This window comes from Paenarthrobacter sp. AB444, from assembly GCF_028736865.1.
Classification (GTDB): Bacteria; Actinomycetota; Actinomycetes; order Actinomycetales; family Micrococcaceae; genus Arthrobacter; species Arthrobacter nicotinovorans_B.
The window spans coordinates 1-21,492 of record NZ_JAQZBY010000002.1 but is presented as its reverse complement, the minus strand read 5'-3'; the positions used below and the strand labels follow the sequence as shown (position 1 = coordinate 21,492).

General features: G+C 64.0%; 19 protein-coding genes and 1 riboswitch. Of the genes, 17 read left to right on the top strand and 2 right to left on the bottom strand.

What is annotated here, in order from left to right; genetic code table 11:
* Window positions 1-51 precede the first annotated feature (51 nt).
* Window positions 52-1,047, bottom strand: a complete 996-nt coding sequence (gene speB, locus PQ627_RS03415; protein ID WP_274258403.1) for an agmatinase — start codon at window positions 1,045-1,047, stop codon at window positions 52-54.
* Complete coding sequence (locus PQ627_RS03410; RefSeq protein WP_274258402.1) at window positions 1,044-2,426, bottom strand: MFS transporter; 1,383 nt, start codon at window positions 2,424-2,426, stop codon at window positions 1,044-1,046. The genes speB and PQ627_RS03410 overlap by 4 nt, the downstream gene beginning before the upstream one ends.
* A 149-nt stretch (window positions 2,427-2,575) precedes the next feature.
* Between PQ627_RS03410 and PQ627_RS03405 the strand changes: the two genes are divergently transcribed.
* The 17 genes from PQ627_RS03405 (at window position 2,576) to PQ627_RS03325 (ending at window position 21,411) form a co-directional block, all read left to right on the top strand.
* On the top strand, window positions 2,576-4,069 hold the full coding sequence (locus tag PQ627_RS03405; RefSeq protein ID WP_274258400.1) for a PucR family transcriptional regulator: 1,494 nt from the start codon (window positions 2,576-2,578) through the stop codon (window positions 4,067-4,069).
* A gap of 85 nt (window positions 4,070-4,154) precedes the next feature.
* Window positions 4,155-4,254, top strand: a riboswitch (glycine riboswitch).
* A gap of 149 nt (window positions 4,255-4,403) precedes the next feature.
* Window positions 4,404-7,247 (top strand): aminomethyl-transferring glycine dehydrogenase, encoded by a 2,844-nt coding sequence (gene gcvP / locus PQ627_RS03400; protein WP_274258398.1) that lies wholly within the window; start codon window positions 4,404-4,406, stop codon window positions 7,245-7,247.
* An 11-nt stretch (window positions 7,248-7,258) separates the two neighbouring features.
* Entirely contained in the window at window positions 7,259-8,380 is a 1,122-nt protein-coding gene (gcvT, locus tag PQ627_RS03395; RefSeq protein WP_274258396.1) for a glycine cleavage system aminomethyltransferase GcvT, read from the top strand.
* 20 nt (window positions 8,381-8,400) lie between these two features.
* Window positions 8,401-8,784 carry a glycine cleavage system protein GcvH gene (gcvH, locus tag PQ627_RS03390; RefSeq protein ID WP_144660709.1) on the top strand — a complete coding sequence of 128 codons (384 nt, stop codon included), beginning with the start codon at window positions 8,401-8,403 and terminating at the stop codon, window positions 8,782-8,784.
* Window positions 8,781-10,100 (top strand): serine hydroxymethyltransferase, encoded by a 1,320-nt coding sequence (glyA, locus tag PQ627_RS03385; RefSeq protein WP_274258393.1) that lies wholly within the window; start codon window positions 8,781-8,783, stop codon window positions 10,098-10,100. Before gcvH ends, glyA begins: the two co-directional genes overlap by 4 nt.
* Window positions 10,101-10,435: 335 nt before the next feature.
* A complete protein-coding gene (locus tag PQ627_RS03380; RefSeq protein WP_274258391.1) occupies window positions 10,436-11,836 on the top strand; it encodes an L-serine ammonia-lyase in 1,401 nt (466 codons plus the stop codon).
* Window positions 11,837-11,853: 17 nt separating this feature from the next.
* Window positions 11,854-12,861 carry a lipoyl synthase gene (gene lipA / locus PQ627_RS03375; protein ID WP_144660716.1) on the top strand — a complete coding sequence of 336 codons (1,008 nt, stop codon included), beginning with the start codon at window positions 11,854-11,856 and terminating at the stop codon, window positions 12,859-12,861.
* 485 nt (window positions 12,862-13,346) lie between these two features.
* The gene (locus tag PQ627_RS03370; RefSeq protein WP_274258387.1) at window positions 13,347-13,802 is read left to right on the top strand and encodes a hypothetical protein; all 456 of its coding nucleotides are present in this window, start codon (window positions 13,347-13,349) and stop codon (window positions 13,800-13,802) included.
* 101 nt (window positions 13,803-13,903) lie between these two features.
* Window positions 13,904-14,749, top strand: coding sequence for a COG1470 family protein (locus PQ627_RS03365; RefSeq protein WP_274258385.1), 846 nt, complete (start codon window positions 13,904-13,906; stop codon window positions 14,747-14,749).
* A 1-nt stretch (window position 14,750) separates the two neighbouring features.
* Entirely contained in the window at window positions 14,751-15,266 is a 516-nt protein-coding gene (locus PQ627_RS03360) for a hypothetical protein (RefSeq protein WP_274258383.1), read from the top strand.
* Complete coding sequence (locus PQ627_RS03355) at window positions 15,263-16,510, top strand: Ig-like domain-containing protein (protein WP_274258381.1); 1,248 nt, start codon at window positions 15,263-15,265, stop codon at window positions 16,508-16,510. The genes PQ627_RS03360 and PQ627_RS03355 overlap by 4 nt, the downstream gene beginning before the upstream one ends.
* A 123-nt stretch (window positions 16,511-16,633) precedes the next feature.
* Window positions 16,634-17,698 (top strand): FUSC family protein, encoded by a 1,065-nt coding sequence (locus tag PQ627_RS03350; protein WP_274258379.1) that lies wholly within the window; start codon window positions 16,634-16,636, stop codon window positions 17,696-17,698.
* Window positions 17,699-17,795: 97 nt separating this feature from the next.
* Window positions 17,796-18,296 carry a MarR family winged helix-turn-helix transcriptional regulator gene (locus PQ627_RS03345; RefSeq protein ID WP_274258377.1) on the top strand — a complete coding sequence of 167 codons (501 nt, stop codon included), beginning with the start codon at window positions 17,796-17,798 and terminating at the stop codon, window positions 18,294-18,296.
* A gap of 100 nt (window positions 18,297-18,396) precedes the next feature.
* On the top strand, window positions 18,397-18,798 hold the full coding sequence (locus tag PQ627_RS03340; RefSeq protein WP_274258375.1) for a hypothetical protein: 402 nt from the start codon (window positions 18,397-18,399) through the stop codon (window positions 18,796-18,798).
* Complete coding sequence (locus PQ627_RS03335) at window positions 18,795-19,667, top strand: serine/threonine-protein kinase (protein WP_274258372.1); 873 nt, start codon at window positions 18,795-18,797, stop codon at window positions 19,665-19,667. Before PQ627_RS03340 ends, PQ627_RS03335 begins: the two co-directional genes overlap by 4 nt.
* Window positions 19,668-19,740: 73 nt before the next feature.
* Window positions 19,741-20,001 (top strand): GlsB/YeaQ/YmgE family stress response membrane protein, encoded by a 261-nt coding sequence (locus PQ627_RS03330; protein ID WP_144660734.1) that lies wholly within the window; start codon window positions 19,741-19,743, stop codon window positions 19,999-20,001.
* Window positions 20,002-20,175: 174 nt separating this feature from the next.
* Window positions 20,176-21,411, top strand: a complete 1,236-nt coding sequence (locus PQ627_RS03325; RefSeq protein ID WP_274258368.1) for a hypothetical protein — start codon at window positions 20,176-20,178, stop codon at window positions 21,409-21,411.
* Window positions 21,412-21,492: the final 81 nt, after the last annotated feature.

Here is a 21,492-nt window from a genome sequence, read left to right as displayed (position 1 = left end):
TGCCGACGTCGCGGTTTTTGGGAAGGTTGTTCGCGCTTCTGCGCCGGAGCGTCAGAGCGCAGCGGCCTCAAGATCGAGACTGACCGGCGCCGCCGTCTTCCCGCGGTTGACCATGAGTGCCAGCAGGTCGAAAACAACGGTGGCGGCGGCCACGCTGGTGATGTCGGCGTGATCGTAGGCAGGGGCGACCTCTACTACGTCCGCTCCCACGATGTTGATACCATCCAGGCCGCGGAGCAGGGCGAGAAGCTCGCGTGAATGCAGGCCGCCCATCTCCGGAGTTCCAGTGCCGGGTGCATAGGAAGGATCGAGGACATCGATGTCGATCGAGACGTAGACAGGGGTGTCGCCCAGCCGCTCCTTGACCCGCTCAATGGCGGCCGGCACGCCGATCACGTCCAGGTCCGAGCAACGGATGATCTGGAAGCCGAACTCGTGGTCCCGGAGGAAGTCGTTGCGGTCATAGACCGGTCCGCGGATGCCAACGTGCATCGACTTGTCCTCAACAAGAAGGCCCTCCTCGAAGGCGCGGCGGAAGATGGTGCCGTGCGTGATCGGCTGGTCGAAGTACGTGTCCCACGTGTCCAGGTGGGCGTCGAAGTGCAGGAGCGCAACCGGCCCGTGGACTTTGTTCAGCGCCCGCAACATGGGGAGTGCAATGGTGTGGTCGCCGCCGATGGAGACCAGGCGCTTCGATTCGCTGATGAGGGGCAGCGCCTGCTCCTCGATTTCGCGGACGGCGCGGGTGATGTCGTAGGGAGTGCAGGCGATGTCGCCGGCGTCAACAACCTGGGCTTCGTACACCGGCTCGACGTCGAGCTCCGGGTGGTAGCCCGGGCGCAGGAGCCGTGATGCCTCGCGGACAGCGGCAGGACCAAAACGCGCGCCCGGCCGGAAGGAGGTTCCGCCGTCGAACGGCACGCCCACAATGGCAATGTCGTAGTCCGGAACACGGTCGATCTGGGGGAGTCGGGCGAAGGTGCCGAGGCCGGCGTAACGGGGAACTTTGGTTGCGTCGACGGGGCCGATGGGCTGGTGCGTGGTCATGAGAGGGATCCTTCGTTGATCTTGCTGTCATTGGACGTGCTGGTCTGGTGTTCGGTGGTGAGCTCCGAAAGGGACTTGTTTGCCGTTTCGGGAGCCAGGAGGAAGGTGGCGATGAGCCCGATCAGCGAAATGACCGCGCCGATGAGAAGCGATCCGGCCGCGCCAAACGACACGATCGCCAATGGCATCAGGTAAGTGCTTGCCGCCGATCCCACCCTGCTGATGGCGGTGCCGAAGCCGACGGCCGTGGCGCGGACTTCCGTGGGGAAGAGCTCGTTGGGGTAGACGACTTCAAGGAAACTCGATGCTCCGGACGCCAGGGCAAAGACGGCCAGGGCAATAAAGAGCGGTGCGGCTTCCACATTGGGGATGAAAGCCGGAATGGCTAAGGCAACAACAATGATCCCGAACGTCCACAAAAGCAGCTTTCGGCGCCCGATCTTCTCCACAAGCCAGAGTCCGGGAATGCCGCCGACAACAAACAGCATGGAGATCAGGAATGAGCCACCGTAGAGGTTGGCGTCGCCATGCATGCCAAACGAGGTCAGCAGGTCCGGGGCGAAAGTGTAGACGGCAAACAACGGAATGACCTGTGCTGTCCAAAAGATGGAGACGAACAGGGTCCGCTTCCAGAACTGACCTCGGAAAATATCCAGGAAGCTGCCTTGCTTCAAGGGTCCCTCGCTGTCGGAAGAGATGTCAGCCAGTCCATACTGAGGGCCGTAAACCTTCTTGAGGACGGCATCGGCCTCATCGCGGCGCCCTCGTGATAGCAACCACCGTGGAGACTCAGGCGTGCCGAGCCGGCAGAGCAGCGTGATGATGGCGAAGACAGCCGGGCTGGCAACCATGAAGCGCCAGGCCTCCGGTCCCGCATCGCGCAACAAGTAGCCGACGGCGTAAGCCGCCGCGGCACCTATGGCCCACACCACGAACGTGGCACCGAGCAGGCGTCCGCGATGTTTTTTGGGAAGGAACTCGGCCAGGAGCGAGGTAGCGATGGGGTAGTCGGCGCCGATGGCCATGCCCAGGAAGAGCCTGCACAAGACCACTTGCCACATGTCGGTGGCAAAGCCGTTCAGGACGGAAAACACCGCAAGCGCGATGAGGTCCGCGATGTACATCTTGTGGCGGCCGATCCTGTCGGTCAGCCAACCAAAGATGGCACCGCCGAAAAAGATGCCCACCAGGCTTGCCGCACCCACCAGGCCAATTTCAGCGGGGGTCATCTCCAGTCCGGGGGCCATGGTGATGAGTGCGATGCCAATGATGGACAGCGCGTAGCCGTCGATGAACGGACCGCCGGACGCGAAGAACGTCAATTTCTTGTGGAACCGGGTTAGTGGGGCGTCATCAATGAGGTTGCTGGTTGCGCTCATTGCCAACCCTCTCTCGTGAATGCTCGTCTTTGAGCGGTGAAGTAAGTAGTTCCAGTTTTGGTGATACAGGTCACCGGGTATATTCATTCATTGTTTACATCTGACGAAGTCACGTAGACAAATGTCTAAGATCAAGACAGGACGCAGAAATGGCCATCACCGTCGCCGAACTCGTGGCTGAACCGCAACTCGGACTGACGCTCCTCGCCGGATCTGCGGGCACTGGCAACCGCATTACCTGGGCCCACACCTCTGACCTGCCGCGTTTGTGGGAGTGGGTCACCGGCGGGGAACTTATGATGACCAACGGCCTCTCCATTCCAGCGGATTCGGACGGACAGGTGGAGCTTGCTGAGGCCCTGGTGGACGCCGGTGCCAGTGCGTTGGCGATCGGCGAGAAAATGCACGCGCCTCCGCTGACAGTTGAGTTCCTGGCTGCTTGTGAGCGGCTGGCCCTGCCCCTCATCAACATCCCCTACCCGCTCCCGTTCATCGCGATCGCCAGGTCCGTGGCCGAGTCGTCGCTGCTCGAAGAATCCCGCCGTCTCCGCCAGACAGCCCGCGTCTACGACCTCCTGCGCACCGCCGGCGCGTCCGAGGATCACTGGCAAAGCCTGGTCCTTCGGCTCGCTACCGAACTGGATTCGGAGCTGTTCGTGGTGGACCGCCGCTGCCTGCATCCGTGGCACCCGGAGGGCCATCCCCTGCCGGCGTTCCTTGTGGAGGAATGGTCGCCGCAACCGGGCCGCGTGACCGTGGCGGGCAAGAACTTCCAGTGGCACAAGATTCGCGGCCGGCACGTGCTCACCATGGACATTCCCACCCACGCGAATGCGCTCCTCGTAGTGCTGCCCGGCAGCGAACCGCACCCTGACGCCGTCGTACTTTTGCACGCCGCAACCGTGCTGGGACTGCAGCTGGCGCGCATCGTCCTCTCGCTCGAAGGGCGGCACCGGCTGGCCGGCGAGTTCCTGCTGCAGGCCCTCGATGGGCGGCTCGGCACGGGAGAGATCGAGCGGCGGTTGACGGCTTTCGAGGTGCCTCCCCAGGAGTTCGTGGTCGCCTCGATGTCGGCGGACGACGGCGGCAGGCTGGCCAACGTGCACGTCGAGCTCTGGCGGCATGGCGTTCCGGCGGCCTCCTTGCGGCGGAACGACCGGCTTCATGTTGTGGTCGCTGCGGACGTCGCGGATGATCTCCTGGTCCACTGCGCCGGGTCTGAAAGCGTCATCGGCGTCAGCTCAGCGGCCTCCGTCGCGGGACTCCAACAGGCCCTTCAAGAATCGTTGTGGGCGCTGGGTTCGGCGCGTGCCAACAAGCTGGGACTGGCCCGCTACGCCGAGGGTCCCAGCTGGCTCGGGCTGACCGGCTTCGAAGAAGGCACCGCTTTGGTGCAGCGGCTCCTGGGCCCGGTTTTTGAGTACGAGCAGCGCCAGGACGGGGACCTGATGGTCACGTTGAGGACCTATTTGGACTCACAGCGGAGCTGGCAAAAGACAGCGTCCGCGCTGTTCACGCACCGGCAAACCATCATCTACAGGATCCGGAAAATTGGCGAACTGACGGGGCTGGACATGGGTGAAACGTCCACCTTGGCGCAGCTCTGGCTGGCCTTGCAGATCCACGAGGCGATGCATGGTTGAGCCGTGTTGGAAACAACCGCCTTGCACTTTTTCGCAGCCACCCGCTATGGTGTGAAGCGTGTCACTGACGTGACGCACACGCTTTTGATCTGCGGCGGGAGAGTCCTGCCGGGTACATCCAGTCAGGCGCCGTAGGAGCAAATCCTCCCCAGGAATCTCTCAGGCCCATGTACCGCCGCGGCGAGGCAACTCTGGAAAGCAGTCCGGGCAACCGGGCTCACCGACGGTGCAAGTGGGCAACCAAGCCCACGGAATCTCTCAGGTCCAATACAGAGCGGGGAGGAACCCCTATTCATCGTGGCGTCCCCTGGGCGCCTGAATCCTGGAGTTCCTCTTGACTGTTCAATCCTCCCCAACCGCTTTCGCGGACCGGCATATCGGCGCCCGTCGCCAGGCCGACATTGACACCATGCTCAAGGCGATCGGCTACGACTCGGTCGATGGCCTGGTGGACGTTGCCGTCCCCGATTCCATCCGCCAGTCCTCGCCCCTGACCTTGCAAAAGGCGTTGAGCGAGACCCAGGTCCTGGCCGAGCTCCGCAAGCTCGCCGCCAAGAACAAGACTGCCGTGCAAATGATCGGCCAGGGCTACTACGACACCGTCACGCCTCCGGTGATCCGCCGCAACATCCTCGAATCCCCGGCCTGGTACACGGCCTACACCCCGTACCAGCCCGAGATTTCCCAGGGCCGCCTCGAAGCCCTGCTGAACTTCCAGACCATGGTGCAGGACCTCACGGGGCTCCCGATCGCCAACGCTTCGCTGCTGGATGAAGCCACCGCCGTCGCCGAGGCCGTGTTGCTGATGCGCCGGGCGAACAAAGCTGTGAAGGACGGCAAGACCGTCCTGGACGCTGACCTCCTCCCGCAGACCATCGCCATCGTGAAGGGCCGCGCCGAGGCACTCGGTTTCGAGGTTTTGGTTGCGGATCTCTCCGCTGGATTGCCCGACGGCGACATCAACGGCGTCGTTCTGCAGCAGCCTGGCGTTTCGGGCCGGGTCTTCAACCACGCTCCCGTGATCGCTGCGGCGAAGGAACGCGGTGCACTGGTCACCGTCGCGGCCGATCTGCTGGCGCTCACCCTCATCACGCCCCCGGGCGAACAAGGTGCGGACATCGCCGTCGGGACCGCGCAGCGCTTCGGTGTGCCGCTGTTCTTCGGCGGCCCGCATGCCGCTTACATGGCCGTCCGGAACGGCATGGAGCGCACGCTTCCCGGCCGCATCGTTGGCGTGTCCAAGGACAACGCCGGCGTTCCCGCCTACCGCTTGGCGCTGCAGACCCGTGAGCAGCACATCCGCCGCGAGAAGGCCACGTCCAACATCTGCACGGCTCAGGCCCTGCTCGCGATCGTCGCCTCGATGTACGCCGTGTACCACGGCCCGGATGGGCTGAAGGCGATCGCCGAAACCGTCCACGGCCACGCCCGTGTGCTGGCTACCGCAGTGCAGAAGGCAGGCCGCGAACTCGTTGCCGACTCCTTCTTCGACACCCTCACCGTCCGCGTTCCGGGCAAGGCCTCGAAGGTGATCGGTGCCGCCGAGGCACGCGGCATCAACCTCCGCTACATCGATGAGGACACCGTCGGCGTCTCCGTCGATGAAACCACGACGCCGGAGGTCCTCTCCGCGGTCGCCGTCGCCTTCGGTGCCGGTCCGGTAGGGGACGCCGCCGGGTTCGAACTGCCCGCCGACGTGGTCCGTGCCTCGGACTTCCTGCAGCACCCGGTGTTCAACACGCACCGTTCCGAGGCGCAGCTGTTGCGCTATATCCGCAAGCTGTCCGACCGGGACCTCGCGCTGGACCGCACCATGATCCCGCTGGGTTCGTGCACCATGAAGCTGAACGCCACGGCTGAAATGGAGGCGATCTCCTGGCCGGAGTTCGCATCGATCCACCCGTTCGCGCCGGATCACCAGACTGAGGGTTGGCGTGAGCTGATCTCCGGTTTGGAAGCCGATCTGACCGAGATCACGGGCTACGACCAGGTCTCCATCCAGCCCAACGCCGGTTCGCAGGGTGAGCTCGCGGGCCTCCTCGCGATCCGCGGCTACCACCTGTCGCGCGGCGATGAGCAGCGCAACGTCTGCCTGATCCCCGCTTCGGCCCACGGCACCAACGCTGCCTCGGCTGTGCTGGCCGGCATGAAGGTGGTCGTAGTGGCTACGGCTGCCGATGGCACGATTGACCACGCTGACCTGGCGGCAAAGATCGAGGCCAACCGCGACGTGCTTTCGGCCATCATGATCACCTACCCCTCCACGCACGGTGTGTACGACGCCGACGTCGTCGAGGTGTGCGACGCGGTTCACGAGGCCGGTGGCCAGGTGTACGTGGATGGTGCGAACCTCAACGCGCTGGTCGGCTTGGCCCAGCCGGGCAAGTTCGGCGGCGATGTCTCGCACTTGAACCTGCACAAGACCTTCTGCATCCCGCACGGCGGCGGCGGACCCGGTGTTGGTCCTGTTGCAGCCAAGGCACACCTGGCTCCGTTCATGCCGGGCGATGCGAACAACGCTTCCTCCTCGGAGGGTGGCGTCGCCATCTCCGCATCCCGTTTCGGTTCCGCCGGCGTGCTCCCGATTTCCTGGGCCTACGTGAAGCTCATGGGCGGTGAAGGGCTGACCGAGGCCACCAAGTCGGCGCTGCTTGCTGCAAACTACGTTGCTTCACGCCTGGATGAGCACTTCCCGGTCCTCTACACGGGCGAAGGTGGACTCGTGGCGCACGAGTGCATCCTTGACCTCCGTGAGCTGACCGCGCGTACGGGTGTCACGGCCGAGGATGTTGCCAAGCGTTTGATCGACTTCGGCTTCCACGCCCCGACGCTGGCCTTCCCGGTTGCCGGCACCCTGATGGTGGAGCCGACGGAGTCCGAGGACCTCACCGAGATCGACCGCTTCATCGAGGCCATGATCACCATCCGGGCCGAAATTGAGCAGGTTGCTGCCGGTGACTTCTCCGTGGAGAACTCCCCGCTCCGCAACGCGCCCCACACGGCGTCCGCCGTCGTGAGTTCCGCCTGGGAGCGCGACTACCCGCGCGAGCAGGCTGCCTTCCCGGTGCCGAGCCTCAAGCAGGACAAATACTTCCCGCCGGTCGGCCGGATTGACGGTGCTGCGGGCGACCGCAACCTTGTCTGCTCCTGCCCTCCGATCGAAGACTTTGAGAACTAAAGGACCCTGTGATGTCTGAGAACTACACCGCTCTCTACGAGCAACACAAAAAGGCCGGCGCGTCCTTCACGGACTTCGGCGGCTGGCAGATGCCCCTCAAGTACGAGTCCGAGTTGGCTGAGCACCACGCGGTACGCCAGGCTGCCGGCTTGTTCGACCTCTCCCACATGGGCGAAGTCTGGGTAACCGGTCCGGAAGCAGCCGCGTTCCTGGACTATGCCCTGGTGGGCAAGCTGTCCGCGATTGCCGACGGCAAGGCCAAGTACTCGCTGATCTGCAACGCCGACGGCGGCATCATCGACGACCTGATCACGTACCGTCGTGGCCCGGAGAAGTTCCTCGTGGTGCCGAACGCGGGCAACGCCAAGGTGGTTGCGGCCGCCCTGTCCGAGCGTGCGGCCGGGTTCGACGTTGTTGTCGAGGATGCGTCCGCTGAGACCTCCCTCATTGCAGTACAGGGCCCTCTTGCTGAAGCGATCCTCTTGCGCCTGGTTCCGGCCGAGCAGCACTCACTGGTCACGGAACTGAAGTACTACGCGGCCGTTGAGGTGACCATCAGCGGACAGGACCTGCTGCTGGCCCGCACCGGCTACACGGGCGAAGACGGATTCGAAATCTACGTCCCGAACGCGGACGCGCCTTCGCTCTGGGAAGCATTCCTTGAAGCCGGCGAAGGCCACGGGCTTATCCCGGCCGGCCTGGCTGCCCGCGACTCGCTTCGCCTCGAGGCCGGCATGCCTCTCTACGGCAACGAGCTTTCCCGCCACGTCAATGCCTACGCAGCCGGACTCGGCCCGGTTGTGGCGTTGTCCAAGGAGGGGGACTTCGTGGGCAAGGAAGCACTGGCTGCGATCAAGGCCGCCGGTGTCGGCTCCACGATCGGGCAGAAGCTGGTGGGCCTCAAGGGAGCCGGCCGTCGTGCAGCCCGCGGCCACTATTCGGTTTTGAAGGACGGTTCGCTGATCGGTGAGGTGACCTCGGGGCAGCCGAGCCCGACGCTCGGTTACCCGGTCGCGTTGGCGTATGTCGACGTCGAGCATTCCGAGGTTGGCACTGTGGTGGACGTCGACCTCCGCGGCAAGGCCGAACCGTTCGAAGTTGTGCCGCTGCCCTTCTACAAGCGTTCCAAGTAGTCACGAGAGAAGGAATTGATATGAGCAAAGTTGTTGCCGAGCTGAAGTACTCGGCTGAACATGAATGGGTTGCTGCAGATGGCGGGGGACCGGTGGGTATTGGCATCTCCGCCGTCGCCGCCGACGCCCTCGGCGACATCGTCTACGTGGACCTGCCCGAGGTCGGTTCCACGGTGACCGCGGGGGAGACCTGCGGCGAGGTGGAGTCCACCAAGTCCGTCTCCGACCTCTACTCGCCCGTGACCGGTGAGGTGACCGAGATCAACGACGCCGTCGTCGACGATCCCGCCCTCATCAACAACGACCCCTACGGCGCCGGCTGGCTCTTCAAAGTCGCCGCCACCGAAGAAGGCCCGCTCATGACGGCCGAGGAATACGCAGCAGCCAACGGGGGCGAACTGTGAACCCGGTATCCGTGAGTGAGTTCGAGCAGGTTGCGTCGGCGTCGCTGGATGCCGACCTCGCCTCCCTGGACCCCGAGATCGCGGCAAAGATCGACGACGAACTCGGCCGCCAGCGCGGTGGCCTGGAGATGATCGCCTCCGAGAACCACACCGCCGTTGCCGTAATGCAGGCCCAGGGTTCGGTGCTGACCAACAAGTACGCCGAGGGCTACCCGGGCAAGCGCTACTACGGCGGCTGCGAGCACGTTGACGTGATCGAACAGCTCGCGATCGACCGCATCAAATCGCTGTTCGGCGCCGACTACGCCAACGTCCAGCCGCACTCCGGTGCGCAGGCCAACGCCTCCGTGATGCACGCGCTCATCAAGCCGGGCGACACCATCATGGGCCTGAACCTGGCTCACGGCGGCCACCTCACGCACGGCATGCGGATCAACTTCTCCGGCAAGCTGTACAACGTGGTCCCGTACGGCGTCCGCGAGGACACCCACACCGTGGACATGGCCGAGGTGGAGGCGCTGGCGCAGCAGCACAAGCCTGCTTTGATTGTGGCCGGCTGGTCCGCTTATGCGCGGCAGCTGGACTTCGCCGAGTTCCGCCGGATCGCCGACTCAGTTGGCGCGTACCTGATGGTGGACATGGCGCACTTCGCGGGCCTCGTGGCCGCGGGCCTGCACCCCTCGCCCGTCCCGCACGCCCACGTCACCACGTCCACCACGCACAAGACCCTCGCCGGTCCGCGCGGCGGCATCATCCTCTCCAACGACGCCGACATCGCCAAGAAGATTAACTCCGCGGTGTTCCCGGGCCAGCAGGGCGGACCCCTGGAGCACGTGATCGCGGGCAAGGCCGTAGCGTTCAAGATCGCCGCGTCCGAGGAATTCCGTGAGCGCCAGTCGCGCGTCCTGGCGGGCGCACGGATCCTCGCCGAGCGGTTGGTCCAGCCCGACGTCGCAGCGGCGGGCATCTCCGTGGTCTCCGGCGGCACCGACGTGCACCTGGTCCTCGTGGACCTGCGCGACTGCGAACTCGACGGCCAGCAAGCCGAAGACCGCCTCGCCGCGATCGACATCACCGTCAACCGCAACGCCGTCCCGTTCGACCCCCGCCCGCCCATGGTCACCTCCGGGCTGCGCATCGGCACCCCCGCGCTTGCGACGCGCGGCTTCGGTGAAGCGGCCTTCCGCGAGGTTGCGGACATCATCGCCGAAGCATTGATCGCCGACGCCGACACGGACCTGAGCGGGCTGCGTCACCGCGTCGAGACCCTCGCCGAAGCACACCCGCTGTACCCGGGAGTCGCAAACCTGGGCTAAGGGCCTATACCCCGAAACGGTCTGGTTCGAAGCGGCCTATTTGGGGGCGGGGTCCGGCAGCGGCCGTCTAAGGGAGCATCGCATCCGCTCAGCGGGTGCAACTGCGACCGAGGCCGCAGAGGACGCGGGCCCCGACAGGCCGTTGGCGATGCGGACCGTGGTGGCCCACTTTGATCTACCCGGGTGGGGCATTTGCTGGGAACGGATGCCTCACAGCAATACCGGGTTGGAGGTTCGCACTGGGACCTCCGGGGGTTGGGCCGCCTTGGCTCGGGATTGGCCCAGCCCCCACCTTTTTGTTTGTTCTTTACTCCTCCCTGAAAGGGATCACGGCCATGGCTGTTGGTGTTTTCGATCTGTTCTCTGTGGGCATTGGCCCGTCAAGCTCGCACACTGTGGGGCCGATGCGTGCCGGCGCGGTGTTTGCCCGGGAACTGCGTGAATCCGGCGTTCTGCCTGCCGTGGCGTCGTTGCGGGTGGATCTGTATGGTTCCTTGGCCGCGACGGGCAAAGGTCATGGCACGTTCACTGCCACGCTGCTGGGTCTGGAAGGCTACGAACCGGAGTTGATCCTGCCTGATGAGGTGGAGGAACGCCTCGCGTCGATCGAGGAAACCGGCAAGCTGAATCTCGCCGGTGAAGTCCTGCTGGAGTACGGCGTTGCGGATATGGTGTTGCATCCGTTGACGGTGTTGCCGCGGCATACGAATGGGATGAAGTTCGTGGTCTCTGATGCTGAGGGGAACGTGCTGAGGGAGGCGACGTTTTTCTCGGTTGGTGGCGGGTTCATTGTCCGTGAGGGTGAGGAGAACACGGCCCGGGTGGAGTTGGAGGAGTCCAAGGCGGAGTTGCCGTTGCCGTTCCGGACGGCGGCGGAGTTGCTGGGCCGGTGCGCGTCCAAAGGCTTGGGCATCAGCGACATCATGTTGATCAATGAGCGGGCGTCCCGGTCGGAGGAGGAGATCCGGGAGGGTCTGCTGCATATTTGGTCGGTGATGGAGGCCTGTGTTGAAACGTCCCTGAAGCGTGAGGGTGTGCTGCCCGGGGGCTTGCGGGTCCGTCGTCGTGCTCCTGATTGGTTGGAGCGGTTGTTGAAGGAGGACAAGGACCGGAACGATCCGAAGTATTGGCAGGAGTGGGTGAACCTGATCGCGTTGGCGGTCAATGAGGAGAACGCGTCCGGTGGCCGGGTGGTGACGGCTCCGACCAATGGTGCGGCGGGCATCATCCCGGCGGTTCTGTACTATGCGTTGAATTACGCTCCGGGCATGGATCAGGCGACCCAGGCTGATAGGGATGATGTGGTGGTGCGGTTCTTGCTCGCTGCGGGTGCGGTGGGGGTTTTGTATAAGGAGCAGGCTTCGATTTCGGGGGCTGAGGTGGGGTGTCAGGGTGAGGTTGGTTCGGCGTCGTCGATGGCTGCTGCGGGGTTGGCTGAGGTGATGGGTGGTTCTCCGGCGCAGGTGGAGAACGCGGCGGAGATCGCAGTGGAACATAACCTGGGGTTGACGTGTGATCCGATCGGTGGGTTGGTGCAGATTCCGTGTATTGAGCGGAACGCGATTGCTGCGGCGAAGGCGATCAACGCGGCGAAGATGGCGTTGTGGGGTGATGGGACGCACCGGGTGTCCCTTGACGAGGTGATCGTGACCATGCGGGAAACGGGCAAGGACATGTCCCATAAGTACAAGGAAACAGCGATGGGCGGCCTCGCCGTCAACGTCGTCGAATGCTAGGCAAGGAAGCACATCACATGACTCTCGCCCCTGAAGGCCGCAAGTTGCTGCGCGTTGAGGCCCGCAACGCACAAACCCCTGTTGAGCGTAAGCCTGAGTGGATCAAGGCCAAGGTCCAGATGGGTCCGGAGTTCGTCGGGTTGAAGAACCTGGTGAAGAAGGAAGGCCTGCACACGGTGTGCGAGGAGGCCGGGTGCCCGAACATTTTCGAGTGCTGGGAAGACAAGGAAGCGACGTTCCTGATCGGCGGTTCCGAATGCACCCGGCGCTGTGATTTCTGCCAGATCGATACCGGCAAACCCTCCCCGCTGGACCGCTTCGAACCGACCAAGGTCGCCCGCTCCGTGCAGGCCATGCAGCTGCGCTACGCGACCGTGACCGGGGTGGCCCGTGACGACCTCGAAGACGAGGGCGTGTGGCTGTACGCCGAAACGGTCCGGAAAATCCATGAACTGAACCCCGGCACCGGGGTGGAGTTGCTGATCCCGGACTTCTCCGGCAAACCCGAACACATCGCCGCGATCTGCGACTCCAAACCCGAAGTGTTCGCCCACAACGTCGAGACCGTGCCCCGCATTTTCAAGCGGATCCGTCCGGCGTTCCGCTACGAACGGTCCCTGGATGTCATCACCCAGGGCCGGAACCTGGGCATGGTGACCAAGTCCAACCTGATCCTGGGCATGGGCGAGACCCGCGAGGAAATCTCCGAAGCCCTGCGTGACCTGCACGCCGCCGGATGTGACCTGATCACGATCACCCAGTACCTGCGCCCGTCCGAACGGCACCTGCCCGTGGACCGGTGGGTCAAGCCCCAGGAATTCGTGGACCTCCAGCACGAAGCCGAAGAAATCGGCTTCCTCGGCGTCATGTCCGGGCCCCTGGTGCGTTCGTCCTACCGCGCCGGCCGGCTCTGGGCCACCGCCATGCGGAAGAAGGGCTGGGACATCCCCGAAGCCCTCGCCCACATCGAGTCCTCCGGCACCACCCGACAGGAAGCCTCCACCATCCTCGCCGCCCACCACTGAACCAGCGCTGCAGGGGATTCTGCGGCGTGGGTTGGCTCTTTACGACGGCGGTCGGTCGCCTTGAGAAGGTGACCGACCGCCGTCGTCGTTTAAGACGTGGTGGCGAAACCATCGAACACCAGCGCAATTTTTGCTCAAGATGGGCACAATGTTGGCGCAGCAACGCTGGACTGCTGCCGGGGTCCCTCGCTGAGGCCGCGTCCACTCCTTGGACACCGTTCGAGAAGGCGAGTACCGCCTGACCCGCCATGGCTGGGATGACAGCAGCCTTACTAAGTAGTCCTGCCCGAGAAAGCGAGTACTCGCATCCCGCAGGTGGGTATTTGAGGGACGTTGTTCGAACGAAAAATTGAGGTATTCCGATTTGTAGCCATCGGACTTGCCATGCCTGAACCATTGGGTGCATCGCTTCATCCGCCAGCAACGGACGGATGCTGGGGGTTGCACAGCGGCTCCCCGGACCAGACCAACCAAGGAGTCACATCATGCGCAAGCTTTCCAAGAAGAGCCGGATCACCGCCGCGGTCGCAGGCGTCGCACTGGTAGCAGTGGGTGGCGGAGCCGCCTACGCCTACTGGACCACTACAGGCTCAGGCACCGGAGCTGCCACCAATTCGGCCGGCGGCGGAACCGTCACCCTCCACGCCAACTTCGCCGGCGGACTCGCTCCGGGAAACTCGGTCCCGGTGACGTACACCGCTGACAACTCCACCACCTCAGGCACTGTGGTGGGAGCCTTGAACGCCAGTGTGACCACCAACGTGGCCGGCTGTCTCCCTGCCTGGTTCGAGGTCACTGCCGTCACATCGAACAGCTCCGTGGCAGCAAACACCACTGGTACACAGGTGGGCACCGGAACGCTGAAGTTCAACGACAGCACCACCGTCAACCAGGATGCCTGCAAGTCCGCCATCGTGACGGTCACCGTCGGCAGCGTCTAAAACCTCGACGCCGGGGTCCGCCTTGTGATGGCGGACCCCGGACCATTCTTTTCCACGCACCTTCTCCACCGCACCCAAGCCAACGTCCGAAAAGAGCTTCCATGGACCACCGCCCAGAGCGCACCGTACCGTTCCACCGAGGTGGAGTCCTTCGTGCGTTGCTGCTGGCCTTGCTGGTGGCCATCACACCGGTTGCGGCTCTCGCTGCCAGCAACGGCCAAGGAGGCGCCCAGGGAAGCGCTGCAAAACCGCCGACGGGGATCACTGCGGCGTTGTCGCCGTCGAGCCGAACGGTTGACCAGGGACAAGCTGCGACATTCACGGTGTCGGCCACGTCAACGGGTGGATTCGTCGGGACTGTTGCGTTTTCAGTCAGCGGCCTGCCAGCCGGCGCCACCGCCAGTTTCGCGCCGGCGTCGGTTTACCTCACCTCCGGAAGCACCGCCCAGACGACGCTGACTGTCGGCACCGCCACCACGACGCCGGTCGCCAAGACGGATTTCACGGTCAAGGCGAGCAGCGGAACGGTCGTGTCCAACACGGCCGGCCAATTGCAGGTCCTGGAAGTCAAGCGGAATTTCGGCGTCACGGGGACAGTGAAGGGCTTGCTCGCACCGGGTGTCGCACAGTCCATCGAACTGGAGATCTCCAACCCGGAGAAAAAGAGCATCGCCGTGACCAATCTTTCTGTCTCCATCAGCCAGGTGGTCCGCACCCAAGCGGCAATAGCCGCCAACCTTCCGTGCACCACGGCTGACTACAAACTCACCCAGTACTCCGGCGCGTACCCGTTGACTGTTGAACCGGGCAATCGGGGGCTTTCGGCACTCGGCGTGCCGGAACCAAGCTGGCCCCGGATCACCATGCTCGACACTCCCAAACTCCAGGATGGCTGCAAAGGCGCCACCATCCAGCTCACGTACTCCGGCACGGGACAAGGCAACTGACATGAAGACCACAGTCCGGACACCCCGCATCGCCGCACCAGGCCGCCTTGCACGAACCGCCGCAGCCACTGTTGCCCTGTGTGTGCTTGGTGGGGTTGGAACGGCCTACGCTTACTGGACCGCTGCAGGCGTCGGGAGCGGATCCTCTACCAATGGCACGATGCAGAACGTTACGGTGGACGCGCTGGTCACGGGCGATACCCTGCAAACGAGTCTGGTCCCAGGCGGAGTTGCGGACGTGCTGGTCCGGACGTCGAACCCCAACCCCCACGCTGTCACCATCTATGGATTCGCGGCCAATGGAGCTGCGGTCGCCGACGCTTCCCATGCCGGCTGCACCACTACCGGGGTAAGTTTCACGCCGCCCGCCGCGCCACTGAACCCGCCGATCACCATCCCGGCGAACACCTCCGTCCTGGTGACGTTGCAGGGTGCGGCCAGCATGAGCACAACCTCGATGTCCGCCTGCCAAGGCGCCCAATTCGCCATCCCCGTAACGCTGGAGGTACGGAAGTGAGCCAGGACCGTCAGCCTTCGCGCATCACCATGGGACGTTGGAACCGACTCGTGGTCATTGCGTTGGGTATCCTCCTTGTTTCCTTCGGCGGCCCTGCGGCCAGCGCATTCTGGGGCTCCGTCAGCAGCGGCACCGGGGCAGTGAAGGCCGATTCCGTGGCCCAAGGGGCCAAGCCGACCACCAGCGTGTCCGGCACCAATGTCACGGTCAACTGGGCGGCCAGTACGACGGCGGCAGGCAAGTCAGTGACCGGCTACAGCATCGGACGCTACAGTTCGGCCACCGGCGGTACGCGCGTTGCTGCGACCGGAACCTGCCAGGGTACGATCTCTGCTCTTTCCTGCACTGAGTCCAACGTCCCGGCCGGGACCTGGTACTACACGGTGACACCTGTGCTGTCCCTGTGGCAGGGCGTCGAAAGTCTCCGAAGTGCCGGGACAACGCCTGTCACGGACACCACGCCGCCCAACGCCCCAGTGATCAACGCCGTCGCCGTGATCAATGCGGCCCTCGCGGACAAGGTTCCGGTGAGTGGCACCGCCGAGGCGAACTCGTCGGTCACCCTTACTGTTTCAGGTACGGGTGGCCAGCCGATATCGCAGACGTTGGCGGTGAATGGTTCAGGGAACTGGACGGCTTCGCCCGTTGATGTCAGGACCTTTGCCGACGGCACCATCAACTACTCGGCCAAAGCCACGGACGCGGCCGGAAACGTCAGCGTCGCCGGAACGGCGACGTCGTCCAAGGATGCGACACCCCCGACTGTGACAAACGTTCAGCTTGGCAATGGCACCGGCGGGACAGCGGGCAAGATCGACAAGGGCGATACTGTGACCATCACGTTCTCTGAGGTACTGAACGCCAGCACCATCTGCAGCGCATGGACCGGCACCGGTAACCAAACCCTCAGTGGCGACAGCCAGGTCACGGTGGGCATTACGACGGCGAGTAGGCTGACCGTCAATACTCCCGGGTGTTCGGCTCCCGCGGTTGGAAGCGTGGCGCTTGGAGCCTCGTACAACAACGGCAACACGGTCCTGACGTACTCAGGCGACTCCAAGCTGGTGTGGAATGCGACGAACAAGACGCTGACCATCACCCTGGGATCAACCGTGACGGGAACTCCGAGCAACGCCAACCGCAACCCGTTCGCAGCGACCTACACTCCAGCTGCAGGCTTGGCTGACCTGGCGGGCAACCTCCTCGGCACCAGTCAGGTACCGGGAACACCGTCCAGCTTCTGAGGTGACGTGGGGCACTATCTGCCCCACAAGCCGCAGTAGCCCAGCAGCCCGGGCGTAACCTTGAGAGCGGACGCCAGCGCCGCCGTCGTACGTTTGATCCTGCGACGAAAGGCGAGCCGCCCCTTGAAGGCTGTAGCGGAAATGTTCACGATGGGTCCTGGAAACAAGGACCACCATCCCGCCCTCCGCTGCGCAGTAGGTGTGTTCGTCCCGCTGATCACGCTGATGCTGATCGGCCGTCTGGACCTCGCGGTGTTTGCCTCGTTTGGTGCCTTTACGGGTATTTATGGGCGCAACGAACCCCATAGCGTCCGGTTCCGGAGCCAGTTGCGGGCCGGCGGTTTCATGCTTTTCATCATTTTCCTGGCCACATTGACTGCCCGTTTTGCCCATGCATGGGGCATCGAAGGTGCGGCGTATTCATGGCTTCTGACCGGCGCTACGACCGTCGTTGCTGGCGTGTGTTCGGTGGTGGTGGCTGCGTGGCGCTTGCGGCCGGGCGGCTCCCTCTTTCACATCTTCGCCTTTGCCGCCATTGCCTCGATCCCGGCCCAGCCCCCGCTTGGGGAAGCCCTCCTGGTTGCTGTAGGGACCACGGTTCTTTGCCTTGCGATCGGCATGTCGGCCCGCGTAGTCAAGAGTCACAGGACTCCGTGGAAACGTCCGCCACCCATTCGGCATACGCCTGCCGAGCGCCGGGCGATCTGGTTGGAAGGCGGCGGTTATCTGGTGGCTGCCGGCTTGGCGGGAACGATCGCCACGCTGGTGGGGGAGCGGCTCGGCTTCGGTCACACCTATTGGGCGATGGTTGCGGCGGTGGTTCCCCTGGTGGGCCACTCAACCCGGCACAGGGTCAGCCGCGGCATCCAAAGAATTGCCGGTACAGTGCTTGGGCTCGTGCTGCTGGCCGGCATTCTGTGGCTGAATCCCGCGCCGTGGGCCATGGTCCTGGTGATTGCGGTGTGCCAGTTTGGTGCGGAAATGTTCATCGCCCGCCAGTACCTCGTGGCGCAGGTGTTCGTTACGCCGCTGGCGTTGTTCGCCACGCTTCTGGCTGCTCCGGTGGATCCCGCTCTGTTGCTGCGCGACCGGATTGTCGAGACCGTCATTGGTGCCGCCGTCGGTGTGGCCGTGGTGGTGGCTCCGGCCCTCTGGCGCCGTGCAGGAATTCGTCGCGCCGACTCCTGACCGAGTTGCGTTGGTCACTCGACCAGCCATAAACCAATACATCGTCTAGTATTAATTGGTTAGACAAGCGAGATACATGTCTACCAAAGGACTGGTGATGACCGATATAAGTGAACGTCAGGGCTATTGGTACGGGCTGGAGAGCCGCAAGCAGATGGGCGCTGTGGACGTCCTGAATGCGCTCAGGGACTACCGGGCCGCAGAGGCGGAGATGAGGCGCCGGACGCGCGCATCCATGGGAATGGGTGAAACCGACCTGCTGGCTTTGCGCTACCTTCTTGAAGCCCGGCGCGCCGGCCGCGAGGTCGGGCCTAAGGAGCTGGCTGTCCGGCTCGGCGTAACGTCCGCTTCGATGACTTCGCTTGTCGATCGTTTGGTGAGGTCGGGATACGTGGTCAGGGAGCCCCATCCGACCGACCGGCGCGCCCTCATTTTGCGCCCCACCCCCGGCTCGGACCAGGAGGTGCGCAGCACGTTGGGCGAAATGCATGCCCGGATGATGGAGGCCGCTGAAACCTTGAGCGGCGAGGATGCTGCGGTGGTAGTGGAGTTCCTCCGGCGTATGAGAAAGGCGATCGACGGCATCGCTGCTGCATGACGGGAAGCCGGCCTGAGTGGGCGCCCGGACTGGACATTATTCATAAGTACACATATAACTAGATAGCCAAGCTACTTACTAGTGAATGTGTGGAAGAACGATGACAGTTTCGCTGCGTGAACCAAGCTCCGCACCAGTGGCTGAAACCGCCGTGGAAGTTCTCACGGACCAAGTAGTTCCCATGGGGCCCGTGCACTGCGGTTCCCACATGGCCATCTCCGCCGGACCCGCCTTCGACGCCATGAAGTGGGTCTCCGTGGAACCCATCTGGCCGGAATGGGCCTGCGGATGCGGTTTCCGGATGGACATTGACGCCCTGGATCCCGTGAGCGCCGTATGGATCGCGGCACTTCGCAGGCAGAGCCTCCAGCACGAGCTGGCCATCTCCCAGAACACCCTTGCACTGGCCTTCAAGAAGGCCGTTGACGCCGGCGTCAACCCCCGTGCCCTTGCAGAGGTAGCAGGAGTCCCTGCTGCCGAAATCGAAACCCTCCTCGGATGACAACGCTCGACGTTGCGGCTGTCCGCGCTGATCGCGGGGCCGCGAGTGAAAGCGCTGTGCACCCGGAGGTGGTGATTGCCGGCCGGTATCGACTGACCGATCCCTTGGGCGGCGGCTCGGAAGCCTACGTCAAAGAGGCGCTCGACCTCCACACGGGCAACGCCGTGGCAATCAAGATCTTCAGGAACCCGGATCCCGTCAGCGATGTCCCCTTCCACAGGGAAGTGGGTATCCACGGACGGCTGCGGCACAAGAACATCGTCCGGGTCCTCGATTCCGGCGCTACCGGGGACGAGTACGGAGAGAGCCGTAACTTCCTGGTGATGGAACTGGTGGCCGGAAAGGATCTGCGGAGCATCCTGCACCAGCAGCCGGCAACCCCGCGTGAGACAGCCGAGTGGATGGGCGGGATAGCCCGGGCACTCGCCTACATCCACCGTAAGGGAATCGTTCACAATGACGTCAAGCCCGGCAACATCCTGGTCAACTTCGCGAGCGATCCGGGTGAACCCGGCGTCGCGCAGTTGACCGACTTTGGAATTGCCATCGCCGGCGCTTCTTCCGCATCCTCCTCGTCTTCCGGCACCCCGCATTACCTCAGTCCGGAAGAGGTCCGTGGCGGAACGTCCACGGCCGCCAGCGATATCTATTCGCTCGGCCTGGTTGCCCTCGAGTGCCTGACCGGCACGAAGGCATTTCCTGGCCCTCCCCTTGAGTCCATGGTTGCAAGGACCCTCGGGGAACCCCGAATTCCCGGCACGGTCCGGCGGCGCTGGTCCATGGTGCTTCATGCCATGACCGACCCCGAACCTGCCGGCAGGCCGTCTGCCAGCCAGGTTGTCGGAATGTTCCGACGACTCAGCTGGTAGCCAACAATCAGGTCAACAGCGGCATGCGTCCTTGTGCCGAACTGGGACCTCCTTAGGAAAGAGAGAACGAAAAATGGGCATCATCGGTTGGATTATTCTGGGCTTGATTGCTGGAGCCATCGCCAAGGCCATTAAGCCCGGCCGGCAGGGGGGCGGTTGGATCGCCACGCTGCTGCTTGGCATCGTCGGCGCCATCCTGGGCGGTTGGATCGGCAGCGCGCTCTTCAACGTGGGCATCAACGAGTTCTGGTCGCTCTCGACGTGGCTTCTCGCCATCGGCGGTTCTCTGCTGGTCCTCATCATCTGGGGACTGCTGACCCGCAAGAAGGCCTAGCTTCCCAGAAGGCCCTGGCTCCGCGGTTTGCGCTGCGGAGCCAGGGCCTTTTCTTGCTTTCGGGGGGGGCTTTTTACGGTCACAAATACCCCATAGCAAGGCGACTGCGGGCGTCATCAACAGTTCCGCTACGCTGCTCGAAGTCACCACACTTCCGCACGCCAAGGGTTCCCAATGACGCACTCTTCAGCCGACACGCCTGCCACCGCCGAGCTCCCTGAAACAGCTAAGGCTCCGGCAAACATCCCTGGCTACGGCGCAGCGGGTACGGCATTGGGGGCGTTCGGCATGGCCGCAGCAGTGGGCCTGTTGTCCTTGGCTCTCCACCTTCTGGCGCAGCGTTCATCCGGGACCCTCCCAATGCCAGGGCCGGCTGCGGCCAACGACTCCCTGTGGTCCAGCCTGGGATGGTTCCTCGGCGACATGACCGAACCCCTGTTCTACAAGTCGGAGATGGCAGCGTTGGGCCTGCTCGCAGGCGCCGCGCTGGCTTGGCGGCTTGCCCGTTCCGGTAAGAGGTGGGCCGGCTCCCTGAGCTATGACACCGGGCTGTGGCCCTGGGTGCTGGGGTCGGCGTCGCTGAGCCTGCTGCTGTCCAACCTCGCGTTCGGATGGATGCTCGACGGCGGCTGGCAGCCAACGTTCGTGCCTTTCGTTTGCGTCGCGCCCGCCATGGTCCTCCTTTATGGTCCCGGGTGGCGGACCTGCGCCACGGGGGCAGTGTTGGGAGCCGGCATCGTGACACCCCTGGCGTTGTTCCTCATCGGCGCGTTGTCCGCCCCGCTGGGCTTGCCCCCGGTCGTCGGCAGCGTCCTGGCAATGGCAACTGGCTCCGTTATCGCATTCTCGATTGCCCGGCAGCTGCCCTGGCTTGTCGGACGGAAACCGAGGCCTGCACCGGCAGGCAACCACCCGGCGTCGGGCGTTGACCAATCAGTCCTCAATGACGCCGTCAATGCTGCACGCCGCGTCCTCAAGGACTTCACGGAAACGCACTTCTTCGCCAATGAACTGGCCGCTGTGGGCCTGATTTTGGGGGTATCTGTGGCGTTCGTGATCAACCCCGGACTGCCTGCGTACGGTTCGGCGCTGCTTCCCCACATCCTGTTCTCGCAGGCGCTGACCTCAGCTGTCGGCGTCGTCCTGTGGCGGCGCTGGTATCGTGACGAAGGCTGGGCCGCTACGTATGCATCCGTAGTGTCCGTGGCTCCCGCTGCCGTTCTGGCCTCCGGAGGTTCGTGGACGGGGATTATCGGCGGGGCCGTATTGGGCGCTGTCCTGGCGCCCCCGATCGCCCGGGCCATTTCCTCGCGGCTTCCGGCCGGGTACCACCCGGTGATCGGCAATACCGCCGCAATGGCTTTCTCGACGGCGGTTGCCTTGCCAGTACTGGGGCTGCTGAATGCCTGACATTCAATGCGGCGGACAACGCGATTTCGGCCCGTTTCCGGTGCCGTTCAAGGGCTCAAAATGGGTGTTTCACCTGGTGCT

Excerpts from the sequence above, each read along its gene's own strand:
- PQ627_RS03345 (WP_274258377.1), top strand. The coding sequence starts at position 17,796 with ATGACCGATATAAGTGAACGTCAGGGCTATTGGTACGGGCTGGAGAGC.
- PQ627_RS03405 (WP_274258400.1), top strand. The coding sequence starts at position 2,576 with ATGGCCATCACCGTCGCCGAACTCGTGGCTGAACCGCAACTCGGACTG.
- gcvH (WP_144660709.1), top strand. The coding sequence starts at position 8,401 with ATGAGCAAAGTTGTTGCCGAGCTGAAGTACTCGGCTGAACATGAATGG.
- PQ627_RS03325 (WP_274258368.1), top strand. The coding sequence starts at position 20,176 with ATGACGCACTCTTCAGCCGACACGCCTGCCACCGCCGAGCTCCCTGAA.
- PQ627_RS03360 (WP_274258383.1), top strand. The coding sequence starts at position 14,751 with ATGAAGACCACAGTCCGGACACCCCGCATCGCCGCACCAGGCCGCCTT.
- PQ627_RS03410 (WP_274258402.1), bottom strand. The coding sequence starts at position 2,426 with ATGAGCGCAACCAGCAACCTCATTGATGACGCCCCACTAACCCGGTTC.
- PQ627_RS03330 (WP_144660734.1), top strand. The coding sequence starts at position 19,741 with ATGGGCATCATCGGTTGGATTATTCTGGGCTTGATTGCTGGAGCCATC.
- PQ627_RS03370 (WP_274258387.1), top strand. The coding sequence starts at position 13,347 with ATGCGCAAGCTTTCCAAGAAGAGCCGGATCACCGCCGCGGTCGCAGGC.
- PQ627_RS03340 (WP_274258375.1), top strand. The coding sequence starts at position 18,397 with ATGACAGTTTCGCTGCGTGAACCAAGCTCCGCACCAGTGGCTGAAACC.
- PQ627_RS03365 (WP_274258385.1), top strand. The coding sequence starts at position 13,904 with ATGGACCACCGCCCAGAGCGCACCGTACCGTTCCACCGAGGTGGAGTC.
- gcvT (WP_274258396.1), top strand. The coding sequence starts at position 7,259 with ATGTCTGAGAACTACACCGCTCTCTACGAGCAACACAAAAAGGCCGGC.
- PQ627_RS03380 (WP_274258391.1), top strand. The coding sequence starts at position 10,436 with ATGGCTGTTGGTGTTTTCGATCTGTTCTCTGTGGGCATTGGCCCGTCA.
- PQ627_RS03335 (WP_274258372.1), top strand. The coding sequence starts at position 18,795 with ATGACAACGCTCGACGTTGCGGCTGTCCGCGCTGATCGCGGGGCCGCG.
- speB (WP_274258403.1), bottom strand. The coding sequence starts at position 1,047 with ATGACCACGCACCAGCCCATCGGCCCCGTCGACGCAACCAAAGTTCCC.
- lipA (WP_144660716.1), top strand. The coding sequence starts at position 11,854 with ATGACTCTCGCCCCTGAAGGCCGCAAGTTGCTGCGCGTTGAGGCCCGC.